This is a genomic window from Methanolobus psychrotolerans (genome assembly GCF_002243045.1).
GTDB classification, from domain to species: domain Archaea; phylum Halobacteriota; class Methanosarcinia; order Methanosarcinales; family Methanosarcinaceae; genus Methanolobus; species Methanolobus psychrotolerans.
In genome coordinates this window covers 1-13,376 of the sequence record NZ_MBKP01000015.1, presented here as the reverse complement: position 1 = coordinate 13,376, position 13,376 = coordinate 1, and the positions used below count along the sequence as shown (strand labels likewise).

Annotated in this window: 8 protein-coding genes; 6 read left to right on the top strand and 2 right to left on the bottom strand. The window is 41.7% G+C overall.

The annotated features are described in order from the left end of the window. Positions 1-224 precede the first annotated feature (224 nt). The 6 genes from BB781_RS06630 to BB781_RS06605 all read left to right on the top strand — a co-directional run bounded on the left by BB781_RS06630 (position 225) and on the right by BB781_RS06605 (position 10,941). Complete coding sequence (locus tag BB781_RS06630; protein WP_094227718.1) at positions 225-2,981, top strand: type I restriction endonuclease subunit R; 2,757 nt, start codon at positions 225-227, stop codon at positions 2,979-2,981. A 2-nt stretch (positions 2,982-2,983) separates the two neighbouring features. Then, positions 2,984-4,342 (top strand): AlbA family DNA-binding domain-containing protein, encoded by a 1,359-nt coding sequence (locus BB781_RS06625; protein WP_094227717.1) that lies wholly within the window; start codon positions 2,984-2,986, stop codon positions 4,340-4,342. Positions 4,343-4,585: 243 nt separating this feature from the next. Continuing rightward, complete coding sequence (locus tag BB781_RS06620) at positions 4,586-6,073, top strand: PIN domain-containing protein (RefSeq protein ID WP_094227716.1); 1,488 nt, start codon at positions 4,586-4,588, stop codon at positions 6,071-6,073. Further along, positions 6,051-8,015 (top strand): restriction endonuclease subunit S, encoded by a 1,965-nt coding sequence (locus tag BB781_RS06615; RefSeq protein WP_094227715.1) that lies wholly within the window; start codon positions 6,051-6,053, stop codon positions 8,013-8,015. Before BB781_RS06620 ends, BB781_RS06615 begins: the two co-directional genes overlap by 23 nt. 6 nt (positions 8,016-8,021) lie before the next feature. Beyond that, complete coding sequence (locus tag BB781_RS06610) at positions 8,022-9,446, top strand: RNA-binding domain-containing protein (RefSeq protein WP_094227714.1); 1,425 nt, start codon at positions 8,022-8,024, stop codon at positions 9,444-9,446. Then, positions 9,439-10,941 (top strand): type I restriction-modification system subunit M, encoded by a 1,503-nt coding sequence (locus BB781_RS06605; RefSeq protein ID WP_094227713.1) that lies wholly within the window; start codon positions 9,439-9,441, stop codon positions 10,939-10,941. The genes BB781_RS06610 and BB781_RS06605 overlap by 8 nt, the downstream gene beginning before the upstream one ends. A gap of 300 nt (positions 10,942-11,241) precedes the next feature. On the opposite strand, the gene BB781_RS06600 is transcribed toward BB781_RS06605, so the two are convergent. Both BB781_RS06600 and BB781_RS15655 read right to left on the bottom strand, forming a co-directional pair. Next, on the bottom strand, positions 11,242-12,369 hold the full coding sequence (locus BB781_RS06600) for a PGF-pre-PGF domain-containing protein (RefSeq protein WP_129582651.1): 1,128 nt from the start codon (positions 12,367-12,369) through the stop codon (positions 11,242-11,244). A gap of 13 nt (positions 12,370-12,382) precedes the next feature. After that, positions 12,383-13,376, bottom strand: a 994-nt coding sequence (locus tag BB781_RS15655) for a hypothetical protein (protein WP_164997800.1), incomplete at its 5' end; no start/stop codon positions are given.

Genomic DNA, 13,376 nt, shown 5'->3' with positions numbered 1-13,376 from the left:
TAGTTTTCCAGGGCTTTTCCCTAACTATTTTCATTTATATAGTTATTATTTTAAAGCAATTACTTCTTTTATGATTATTTTGTTGTTTTTACATTTATATCAGAATCCAAACAGATAATATTTATATTAAATGTACACATAAACTTTGTCAAAATCATTTCACCCCCTTGTAGAATTATCGACAACTCCTGATAAACAGCAGAATATTGAACGTAAAGGAAAATATGAGCGACAATCAGAACCCTGAACAGGAAGCCAGAGACAAGATAGATAGAAAACTGAATGATTCTGGCTGGGTAGTACAAAAAAGGAACCAGATAGATTGGAATGCTTCCAGAGGAGTTGCGGTCCGGGAGTACTGGACCGATGTGGGACCGTCTGATTATGTACTTTTTGTTGAGAAGGTGGCTGTTGGGATCATAGAAGCTAAAAAGGCCGAGGAAGGGCACAAGTTGACGGTTGTGGAGGAGCAATCCGCAGAATATGCCACCAGCAAGCTAAAATTTCTGGATAATGGCCGGCTTCCTTTTGTTTATGAAAGTAACGGGGAGCTTACAAGATTTACAGACTACCGTGACCCTAAGCCAAGGTCAAGGCCTGTTTTTTCCTTCCACCGGCCTGAGACTTTCAGGACATGGCTTAAAAAGGAGAGATCTTTGCGGGAGAGATTGCTTGATATTCCGGGACTGGGAACAAAAGGACTACGTGATTGCCAGGTAAAGGCCATCATGAACCTTGAGAACTCGTTTAAGGATAACCGTCCAAGGGCACTTATCCAGATGGCTACAGGATCTGGAAAAACATATACTGCTATTACTTTTATTTACAGGCTGCTGAAATATGCAGATGCTAAAAAGGTGCTTTTCCTTGTAGATACAAGAAACCTTGGAGAGCAGGCTGAGCAGGAATTCATGGCATATGTGCCAAATGATGATAACCGTAAGTTCACTGAGCTGTATAATGTGCAGCGGCTGCGTTCCAATTATATTGCTTCGGATAGTCAGGTTTGCATTTCCACCATACAGCGTTTTTATTCGATCCTGAAGGATGAGGAGCTGGATGAAGAAACAGAGGAGGAGAATCCTGCTGAGAGGAAGTGGCAACCGAAAGAACCGATTCCGGTTGTGTATAATGAGAAGATACCGATAGAAGAGTTTGACTTTGTAGTTATCGATGAATGCCATCGCTCAATATACAACCTGTGGCAGCAGGTGCTGGATTATTTTGATTCTTTTTTGATAGGGCTTACTGCTACCCCGGACAAGCGTACTTTCGGGTTTTTCAATGAGAATGTGGTTAGTGAGTACAGCTATGAAGAGGCTGTTGCAGATGGTGTTAATGTCATTTACGATGTTTATACTATTGAAACTGAGATCACAAAGAATGGTGCGCAGATAAGGGCCAGGGAATTTGTAGATAAAAGAGAGAAGCTCAGCCGCAGGAAACGATGGGAACAACTGGATGAGGATCTGATATACAACGGCAAGCAACTTGACCGGGATGTGGTCAATCCCAGCCAGATACGCAATGTTATCCGGGCGTTTCGGGATAAGCTTCCGGAGATATTCCCCGGCAGGAGTGAGATTCCAAAGACTCTTGTATTTGCCAAGACAGACAGCCATGCAGATGATATTATCCAGATAGTGAGGGAAGAGTTCGGAGAGGGGAATGCTTTCTGCAAGAAGGTGACCTACAAGGCGGAGGACGACCCGAAATCTGTGCTGGCGGCTTTCCGTAATGATTATAATCCGAGGATCGCTGTGACGGTGGATATGATAGCAACGGGCACGGATGTGAAGCCGCTGGAATGCCTGCTGTTTATGAGGGATGTGAGAAGCCGTAATTATTTTGAGCAGATGAAGGGACGCGGTACACGTACCATAGAGTATGATGACCTGAAGAAAGTTACACCTTCGGTGGTTTCTGCTAAGACGCATTTTGTTATTGTGGATGCTGTGGGCGTGACAAAATCCATGAAGACGGACAGCAGACCACTTGAGCGTAAGAAAGGTGTTGCTCTGAAAGACCTGCTGGCGGCTGTGACCTTTGGTGCGCAGGATGAGGACCTGTATGTGTCACTTGCCAACCGGCTGGCCAGACTGAACAGGCAGCTTACGGATGAGGAAAGAGATAATTTTGCCCAGAAGGCAGATGGCAAGACTGTTAACCAGACTGTGAGGGACCTGCTGAATGCTTATAATCCTGATATTATTGAGACGAAGGCTTTTGACATCAAGCAACGCCAGCCGGAGATGACGGAGTCGCAGGTGAAAGTGCAGGCCCAACAGGAGCTGATAGATGTTGCAAGGTCTACTTTTACCGGAAAGCTGAACGAATACATTGAGAATGTTCGCAGGGTGCATGAGCAGATAATCGATACGGTGAACATTGACAATGTGACCAGAGCCGAATGGGATAAGGATGCTGTGGCGAATGCAGAGGAGCTTGTGAACGATTTTAAGACATATCTGGAAGTTCACAGGGATGAGATCACGGCACTGAAGATATTCTACAACCAGCCCTTCCGGCGCAGGGAAGTGACCTTCAATATGATCAAGGAAGTGCTGGAGAAACTGAAGATGGAGAAGCCCCAGTTTGCACCTTTCAGGCTCTGCCATGCATACGAACAACTGGAAAAGGGCAATGGTAACTCACCCAAAAACGAGCTTACAGCTCTGGTTTCCCTTATCCGCAGGGTGACTGAGATAGACCCGGTTCTTACAGCTTACGATTTGACAGTGAACCGCAATTTTCAGGACTGGGTTTTCAGCAAACAGGCCGGAACCCTGAAGTTCAATGAAGATCAGATGAACTGGCTGCGCATGATAAAGGATTACGTTAGCAACAGTTTCCACCTGGAAATAGATGACCTCGATTACACTCCCTTCGATGCAATGGGCGGTCGTGGCAAAATGTACCAGCTCTTTGGCGATGAGATGAACGTGATCATCAGCGAATTGAATGAGGCACTGGCGGCTTGAATATGGATGACAGGGACAAGTGGATAGAAAGTATTGTTGCGGCTGGTGAGGGCTACCATATCGAGTTCAAGGAGAGTCTTGATAAGTCGTTTGTGGAGGAGGTTTGCGCTTTTGCAAATTCCAATGGCGGAAAGGTATTTCTTGGCATTTCTGATAAGGGAGTTATCAAGGGAGTTCAGACCGATAATAGTTTCAGGTCAAGGGTGCCGGATTCCCTGAGGCAGTTGCAGCCACAGCTTGATGTTAAGATCGAAGTGCATGACAATTTTATTGTCGCTGATGTGCCGGAGGGGAGCGAGGAGCCTTATGCATGTTCCAGAGGGTTCTTTCTTCGAAACGGGGCAAATTCCCAGAAACTTAACCGCAATGAGATCATTGCTTTTTTCCAGAAGGAAGGACGTATCCGTTTTGAGGAACTGCGAAACGGAAAGGCAGATTTTGAGAATGATTTTGATGAGAGGGCATTTCGCAATTTCCTGAAACTTGCCGGCATTACCAGTTCTATTGACAAGATGGCTTTGCTGCGAAATCTGGATTGTGTCACAGATGACGGAAAACTAAACAATGCCGGGGTCCTGTTCTTCGCAAAGGATATTGATTTCCTGCTAAATCATGCAATCGTTGTCTGTGTCCTGTATAAAGGAACAAAAAAGGTGAATATCCTTGACAAAAAGGATTTCAAGGAAAATATTGTTGAGAACATCGACAATGCCATCCTTTTTGTCAAAAGACACACCAACGTGGAATACAAAATAGAGAAGATCCAGCGGGAAGAGATTCCCGACATCCCCGATATAGCCCTCAGGGAAGCCATCATCAATGCCGTCTGTCACCGTGATTATTTTGACAGAGGCTCCAATGTGCTTGTAGAGGTTTTTGATGACAGGGTTGAGATTTCAAACCCCGGCGGTTTGCCAAGCGGTCTGAAACCCTCTGAATTCGGCAGTCGGAGCGTTGCCCGCAATCCGCTTATTGCATCCCTGCTGCACAGAATTGATTATATAGAGAAGGTCGGCACAGGCATAAACCGAATCAAACAGGCTGTAGATGAAAACGAGAAGGCTTCGGTTGAGTTTTCATTCGATGGTAGTTTTTCCGTGATTTTCCGAAAAGGTGATGCAATTTCAAATGTTGGGTTGGGAGAAAAGTTGGGTGAAGGTTCGGAGAAAAGTTCGGAGAAAATCCTGGAAATAATCAAACATAATCCCACTATTACCCGTGAAGAGATAAGTGAGATAATAAACCTATCCATACGTGGAGTGGAGTGGAACCTTTCCAAATTGAAAGATGAAGGGAAAATAAAGCGCATAGGATCGAGGAAAAGTGGACATTGGGAAGTAATTGAGTCGTTCAATTATTGAAGTATAAACTGTGGTATAAACTGTGGTATAAACTGTGGAGAAAATACACATTTTTGGAATAATACTCCATTATTAATGAACCACAGATAAACGCAGATTAACACAGATGTAAGTTCATATCGGCATTTATCTGTGTGCATCTGCGGTTTTTTGTTTAATCGGTTCAAAATGAAATATATTTATACATGGTTACACATTTAAAATTTATACGGCATATTTCAAAAATGGAGTTGAATTGGAATCATGAAAATTCTATATGACACTAATATTTTAATTCACATTGAAGATCCAAAAGAGCTCACTCCTGACCTTCAAGCATTGTTAACAATAATCCGAGAACATGGTCATCTGGAATTTATTCATCCAGCTTCCCTGAAAGATATCGAAAATGATAGTGACGTTAAAAGGAGAGAAATTACGTTATCAAAGCTTCGTGGTTATCCTCGACTACCTTCACCACCCAAACCAAATGATGATTTTATATCAGTTGTTGGTACTCCGGTCAATTCACATGATGAGAATGACAACGAAATCCTTTTTTCATTGAAGAGAAATCTTGTTGATTTTCTGATTACAGAAGATAGAGGAATCAGGAGAAAAGCCAATTTACTTAATCTTGATGACAGAGTATTTTCAATTGATTCTGCTCTCGATTATTTTAATGCCCTGTATCAGCGTTTTTTCCCTAGTCACAGTTTATTGAGAAAATGCTATACTCATGAAATTGATATAGAAAAGCCTTTTTTTGACTCGTTGAAATCAGATTATGGAGATATGGCTTTTAAAAAGTGGTATGACAAGTGTATCAAGGAAAGCCGCGAATGTTATACTTACGAAGTGGATAGCGAAGTTAAAGCTTTTTTGATGCTAAAAGAAGAAGACGAGCCTATCGAAACTCATAGTCTAATTCCTGCTGGAAAGAGAGTTAAAATTGCAACGCTGAAGGCAGATTTGGCTGGTTCGAAAATGGGAGAGTTATTTCTGAAAATTGCTTTCCAGTATTGCATAACCAATCAAATCTTTGAGATTTACCTAACTCATTTTGAAACTGAAAATGATGTGTTAATTTATCTGATTGAGAGCTTTGGTTTTGAAAAAGTAGGAGAGCTGGCAAAGAATAACGAGCCTGTGTATCTTAAAAAATTCATACCTGAAGTGACGGAATTATCAGCACTTGAAGTTACCAGAAAATATTATCCATCGTTCAAAGATGGTGAAAGTGTAAGAAAGTTTGTTATTCCAATCCTTCCCAAATTCCATGATATTCTATTTCCTGATTACAAAAAAAGGCAGATGAAATTGACTGATTATTTTGAGATCAATATTCCAGGCAATGCAATAAAGAAAGCATATCTTTCTTCTTCCAGAATTACAAGCCTAAAAAAGGGAGATATTATTCTGTTTTACCGTTCACATGACCAAAAGGTAATAAGTTCCCTTGGGATTATTGATCAGGACCCTGTCCGAATCAACAATTTGGACGAGCTTAAAAGAATAGTAGGTAAAAGAACTGTTTATTCAGAAGAGGAACTTCAGGAGTGGGCAGATAAAACTGTATTTGTAATCCGCTTCATGCATAACCTATACCTGCCAAATCCTTTAAGTCTGGATTATCTTATGAAAAATAATATATTGAAAGCTGCACCACAGTCGATAACTGAAATAAACCATGAGCAATATCTAGCCCTAAAAGCTGGTGGCAAACTCGATGAACGTTTTACTGTCAATTAAACCAAAATATGTTAATGAAATCCTAGAAGGCAAAAAGCTATTCGAGTTTAGAAAAGCAATTTTCAAGAAAAAGGACATAAGTAAAGTATTCATCTATTCCAGTTCTCCCATCAAAAAGATAGTTGCATCTTTTGAGATTGCCAGAATAATTGAAGATTCACCTCAAAAACTATGGGATAAATGCCATGAATATGGAGGAATCCCTGAAAATGACTTTTTCGAGTATTTCAAAAACTCAGATACGGCTTATGCTATAGAAATAAGCAATCTAGATGAATTTTCTGAGAAAATTGATCCTTACAAATTAAAAAAGAACTTCAGACCACCTCAGTCTTACTGCTATTTATCTTTGGACTATTTTGACCAAAAATTAGATCAAAATACTTCAAGAACAGAATATGAAGCTGTATTTTTAGCAGAAGATAGCGAAGAATATGGTGCAAATGTATCCGCATTTGATGAAGAGAGTACTGGACTAAACCAATTTACTGAACCCAAAGAAAGAAAAATTGGATGGATAGATGCAGAACTAAATAATATTACTGAAATTATAATGGGACAATCACCCCCATCATCAACTTATAATTCTGAAGGTATGGGTTTACCTTTTTTTCAGGGAAAAGCAGAGTTTACTGAATTACACCCGATTGTTTCAAAGTGGTGTTCAAAACCAAATAAGATTGCTGAGCCAAATGATATTCTTATTTCAGTTAGAGCTCCAGTTGGAGCAACAAATATTGCTAATCAAAAGTGTTGCATTGGCAGAGGATTAGCAGCTATTCGCTACCCATCTTGTAACAAATATGTATTCTACTTTCTGAGGTTAATTGAAAAAGAATTGGATAAAAAAGGAACTGGGACTACGTTTAAAGCTATTTCAGGTGCAGTTTTAAAAAGTGAAATTATTCCACTTCCACCCCTCCCCGAACAACGCGCCATAGTCTCCAAGATCGAGCTGCTCTTTAGCGAACTCGACAACGGCATCGCCAATCTCAAACTGGCACAGGAGCAGCTCAAGGTTTACAGGCAGGCGGTGCTGAAGAAAGCGTTTGAGGGAGAGCTTACGAGGAAATGGCGGGAGCAGCAGGTGGATTTGCCGAGTGCGGAGGAGCTGCTGGTGGAGATTAGGAGGGAGAGGGAAGAGGCTCAAAAATCAACCCTCCGAAAAATTAAAAATGTAAAAACCCTCACTGAAGAAGAAATATTAGATTTATCAGAGATCCCAATTGGATGGAAATGGCTGAAGCTACAAGAATTATGCAATCTAGTAGGCGGAGTAACAAAAGGTAGAAAGCTAGAAGGAAAAAAAACGATTATTTTACCTTATTTAAGGGTTGCAAATGTGCAGGATGGCTATTTGGACCTCTCTGAAATAAAACACATTGAGGTTTTAGAAGGTGATTTGGAAAAATATCGCCTAATCAGAGGAGATATACTATACACAGAAGGTGGAGATAAAGACAAACTTGGAAGAGGAACCATCTGGAAAGAACAAATTGAAAATTGTATCCATCAAAACCATGTTTTTCGTGCAAGACCATATTCAAAGAGTCTTGTATCAGCATATATTGGCTATTTTTCACAAACACAAACGGCTAAAGATTATTTCTTTAAAAAAGGAAAGCAAACAGTAAATCTTGCTTCAATAAATATGACAGTTCTTTCTAATTTACCATTCCCCCTCTGCTCCCTTCCAGAACAACAAGCCATCGTCAGTGAAATCGAAATGCGCCTTTCAGTCTGCGATAAAGTGGAGCAGGACATCGCGGAGAATCTGGAGAAAGCTGAGGCGCTTAGGCAGAGTATCCTGAAAAAGGCGTTTGAGGGGAAGTTGCTGAGTGAGAGGGAGCTGGAGGAAGTGAGGAAGGCGGAGGACTGGGAGCCGGCTGAGGTTTTGCTGGAGAGAGTGAAGGGTGAGAAAGCAATAGCCGGAAAGAGGTGAGGAAATATGGGATTGGAAAGGTTGAAAAGATTACTTAAAGAGCAGGAAGGCATCCGTCTGGAATTTAAGGAAGCATTTACAGCTTTGCCTGTAAATCTCTTCGAGACAATTTGTGCCATGCTCAACCGGGATGGAGGAGACATCATTCTAGGAGTGGGCGATAGTGGAAATGTAACAGGAGTTCAACATAACAAAACAGATTCGATTGTTACTAATCTGGTCAATCTGTCAAATAATCCTCAAAAACTTGACCCGCCATTCATACTATTTCCACAAACCTATGAACTAGAGGGAAAATGGGTAATTCATATTCAAGTTCCTGCCAGCTCACAGGTACATAAAACCGGCAATACTGTATTCAATCGCAGCAATGACGGAGATTTTAAAGTCACACAGCCACAACAGATCGCAGAGATACACAACCGCAAAGCTGCCCATTACACCGAAGGCATAATTTATCCTGCACTGCGCTTTGAAGATTTCAAAGCTGACCTTTTCCCAAAAATCAAAAACCTCATCCGAAGCTACAACGACAACCATCCCTGGCTAGCACTGACAGATAAGCAAATGCTGGAAAAAGCAGGGCTATGGAAACGAGATATTAAAACAGCACAGGAAGGTTACACTCTTGCAGCCGTTTTACTGTTTGGAAAAGATGAAATTATCCAGCAAGTACTCCCTTACTTTAAAATTGATGCATTGGTCCGTGTTGAAGATATTTATCGTTACGATGATCGCGAATATATCCAGACAAACCTAATAGAAGCCTATGAACAACTAATGACATTCATCGCCAAACACTTACCCGATAAATTTTATATGGAGGGCGATCAGCGGGTAAGCCTTAGAAATAAAATATTCCGGGAAATAGTTGCCAATTTGATCGTCCACAGAGAATATATGAATGCTTATCCCTGCACATTTATAATCTATGAAAACCGGGTTGAAACCGAAAATGCCAACAATCCACACGGAGAAGGACCAATCGACCCTGACAGATTTGCTCCATTCCCTAAAAACCCTGCGATCGTAAAATTCTTCATGCAACTTGGAAGAGTAGATGAATTGGGTTCTGGTGTTTTAAATGTAAATCGATTTATCAAGGAATATGCAGATGGTGGCATCCCCCAGTTTATTGAGGGAAATGTATTCAAGACAATCATTCCACTAACCGCGCAAGTCACCGCGCAAGTCACCGCGCAAGTCACCGCGCAAGTCGAAAAGCAGGACATTATTATTGATTTTTGTAAGGACCCTAAAACAACCAGCGAAATTATGGAATATTTGCAATTGACTCACCGTGAGCATTTCCGAAAAGACATACTAAAACCACTTTTAGATAACGGTCTTCTTCTCATGACCATTCCCGACAAACCAAACAGCTCTAAACAAAAATACTATTCCAAACCCAAGGAACCAAAAAATGTCTGAAAATTCATCATCCATCGTATCCAAAGTGTGGAGCTTTTGTAATGTACTGCGTGACGGAGGGGTGAGCTATGGAGATTATCTGGAGCAATTGACATTCCTCATATTCCTGAAGATGGCGGAGGAATACAGGAAACCACCGTATAGCAGGGATATTGGCATCCCGGAGGAATACACATGGGATGTGCTCAGGCAGAAGCGCGGAGCTGAGCTGGACGTACATTACAGGAACCTGCTGGACGAGCTTGGGAAAAAGCCGGGGATGCTCGGGCAGATATTCCTCAAAGCGCAGAACAAGATAAGTGATCCTGCCATGCTGTACAAGGTCATAGACATGATCGACAAGGAAAGCTGGGTCATGATGGGCGTTGACACCAAGGGCGAGATATACGAAGGACTCTTGCAGAAGAACGCAGAGGACACAAAAAGCGGAGCCGGTCAGTACTTCACTCCAAGACCGCTCATCAAGGTCATGGTTGAGTGCCTGCAACCGCAACCCATGAAGACCATAGGCGACCCCTGCTGTGGTACTGGCGGTTTCTTCCTTGCAGCCTATGATTTCCTGACATCACAATCTCATGGACAACTTGACCGGGAGCAGAGCAGGTTCCTGAAGAACAAGACCTTTGGCGGCAATGAAATAGTACCCGGAACCCGCAGGCTGGCTCTTATGAACCTTTTTTTGCACAACATCGGTGAGATAGACAGCGAACCTCTTATATCCATATCTGATGCACTCATAGCCGATTCCGGTGATCGCTACGATTACATCCTTACCAATCCTCCGTTTGGGAAGAAGAGCAGCATGACCTTCACCAACGAAGAAGGAGGGCTGGAAAAAGAAGACCTCACGTACAACCGCCAGGACTTCTGGGTCACTACCAGTAACAAGCAGCTAAACTTCGTGCAGCACATCCATACCATCCTCAAAACCGGCGGTCAGGCAGCAGTGGTCTTGCCCGATAACGTCCTCTTTGAAGGAGGAGCCGGGGAAACCGTGCGTAAAAAGCTTCTGGAAACAATGGACCTGCACACAATACTTCGTTTACCCACCGGCATATTCTACGCCCACGGAGTTAAAGCCAATGTACTTTTCTTCCAGGCAAAAGAAGCAGCTAAAGACCACTGGACAAGGGAAGTATGGATATACGACTACCGTACCAACGTGCATCACACACTGAAAAAGAACCCTCTGAAGTACTCCGACCTTGAAGACTTCATCACCTGCTATAACCCGGAAGACCGCCACAACCGCAGGGAAACGTGGAGTGAGGAGACTCCCGAAGGCCGTTTTCGAAGGTTCAGCTACGAAGAGATCGTATCAAGAGACAAAACCAACCTTGATATATTCTGGCTCAAGGACAAAAGCCTTGCAGACCTTGACAATCTCCCAGATCCTGACATCCTTGCAAACGAGATAATCGAGAATATTGAAGCATCACTTGAGAGTTTCAGGGAAGTAATGGAAATTGTAAACGGCAACGGAAACAACGGGTAAATATCCACATATCAGATTCCCAATTACTGATAAAAAGCTTGAATCCACAACCTAATATAAATCCAAAACTTAATACGCCATATAACCTTATATATAAAAAATGCCGCTTCATTCCTTTTTTATCCTCAGGAACAAAGAGAAACTTGAATAGAAAAAATACCTGAAAAATAATGGAAGATGGCACAAATGAATGCAAAAAAAGAATAGAAAGGCAGAAAACTGCCTTCCATAAATTACAACGTCTGCAATCAAAATGAATAAAAAAGAAGTGCAGCACATTCGTGCTGCTAAAAAAATACTCTAACTTCGTCTTTTGAAGAAACATACCATACTCACAAGAGCAATTGCTGTCAATATTTCAAATCCCGGTAGGGAATTAGAACCTTCATCCGTACTGGAAGATGAAGCATCTATCGCATTCTCCACTATTTCTAATTCTGAATCGTTGTTTTCTGATCCATCGTTTGAAACCGGAATAGTATTTCCTTCAACTTTGTCTTGCAAGGCAGTGATGGCAAATGGTGAGAAACCAGGAACCTCCACAGAGAAGTAAACCCAGTCATCATCTTCACCTATTATTTCAGGTGACAATACTGTCCATTTATTAGTATATCTTGCCAATCTTATATTTACAGAATCGATACCTTCTTCATTCAGCCATTTCTTGGCTACTTTGAACATGACCTTCGGAGAAGCGATAGTATCCTCGCTTGCCCAGCCGCCTTTTCCGACCCATAGGTTAACATTCTTATAGACACGGCCCGGAGCTTCTATATCAACTGTTGACGAAGTACCGTACAACACCTCAATAAGAACATTAATGGAACCAGTATTGATCAATGGCATGAATTCCACACCTATGATAGGATTGCCCTCTTTCCCGAATGTATAGTTCGCATTGACGTCTGCCTTTAAGTACTTACTCTGGGCATCCTTCAAAGCTATATTTGCATACGCTTCATTGGTGGCACCACCACCGCCGCCGCCGCCTCCACCACTACTGGAAGAAGAGGGTGTGGAAATTGAAACTACACTGAGTTGCGTATTGTTGATGTCTACTGCCATAATGGATGAATGAAGATACCCATCAAAACTGTAGGTCCCTGCAGTTGAAGGAGCCTTCAGAGTATAAGTGAATTCATCAATACTGAAAAAGTAAAATAAATAATATGGATCAGTTTCATTCACAGTGATGTTATCCTCTGAAACCATACCCATAAATTCAAAACCTGAAGGTATAGTTTCATTCACCATTCCAAATGATCCATAATCACTCACATTTATAGTTACATTAAATACTTCTCCTGTATTCACTGATGCAGGGAGCACCCTTTCAGATGAAGTAGCTGGAAATGCATCAACTATGGATATTGCCAGAAGCAATGACATTACTATCAATACAATAGTCTTTTTTGATAATACATTCATAATACCAACTCCTTTATCCAAAACTTACCTCACTGAAATAGTTCTCAATAAGTGCCAGTACTATTCTATCAGATACCAGACCTGCTTCGTGATCAGCAATTGCCTGTTCTATCTCATTAGGAGAGAGATCATCATCTCCCCCTGAATAAGATCCTATTACTTCATCAGAAGTAGTAACATTCAGGTAGAATTGAGAAGAGGTCACATCATTGTCTGCATTATCAACAGCTGTGATATTGAAGGAAAAGTTACCTACCATTTGTGTAGAGATCGAATATGAGTAAATATCATTACCCAGATAGGTCATCTCCGTTATAGATCCATTAATCTCAGAAAGATCAATTGTGACATTATTCAAACCTGATATCTCATCCGTTACATTAACAGTAACAAGTGCACTGTCTGTGGTAATATTTAGTATTTTACCAGGAACAATGGTCAGATCACTCAATACAGGAGGTACAGGGTCCGGCCCTGAATTCAGGACAATTGAAGTGCTATTGACACCAGTATTACCTGCATTATCTGTGGCTACTACCGTTATAGTATTCTCACCTTCTGTAAGATCAATGGTCGCAGAATAATTGGTACCATCCAGTGAAGCAGACTCTCCGTTTACTGTAACTGAAGCAAGATTGACGTCAACAACACTACCGTTTATGGTCTGACTACTAACATTAGTAGGTGTGGTCACCGGGTCAATGTAGACTACAGGAACAACTGTATCAAGCACAATGGAAGTGCTGCTATTGGAACCACTATTACCTGCAGAGTCCACCGCAACAACAGTGATCGTATTAGCACCTTCTGTAAGATCAATGGTCGCAGAATAGTTGTTACCATCAAGGGAAGCAGAGACGCCGTTTACAGTAACTGAAGCAAGATTGACGTCAACAACACTACCGTTTATGGTCTGGCTGCTAACATTAGTAGGTGTGGTCACCGGGTCAACCAAGACTACAGGAACAACTGTATCAAGCACAATGGAAGTGCTGCTATTGGAACCA

Bases quoted from the DNA above. Each gene is read 5' to 3' on its own strand.
- BB781_RS06625 (WP_094227717.1), top strand. From the start codon at position 2,984: ATGGATGACAGGGACAAGTGGATAGAAAGTATTGTTGCGGCTGGTGAG.
- BB781_RS06615 (WP_094227715.1), top strand. From the start codon at position 6,051: ATGAACGTTTTACTGTCAATTAAACCAAAATATGTTAATGAAATCCTA.
- BB781_RS06630 (WP_094227718.1), top strand. From the start codon at position 225: ATGAGCGACAATCAGAACCCTGAACAGGAAGCCAGAGACAAGATAGAT.
- BB781_RS06600 (WP_129582651.1), bottom strand. From the start codon at position 12,369: ATGAATGTATTATCAAAAAAGACTATTGTATTGATAGTAATGTCATTG.
- BB781_RS06610 (WP_094227714.1), top strand. From the start codon at position 8,022: ATGGGATTGGAAAGGTTGAAAAGATTACTTAAAGAGCAGGAAGGCATC.
- BB781_RS06620 (WP_094227716.1), top strand. From the start codon at position 4,586: ATGAAAATTCTATATGACACTAATATTTTAATTCACATTGAAGATCCA.
- BB781_RS06605 (WP_094227713.1), top strand. From the start codon at position 9,439: ATGTCTGAAAATTCATCATCCATCGTATCCAAAGTGTGGAGCTTTTGT.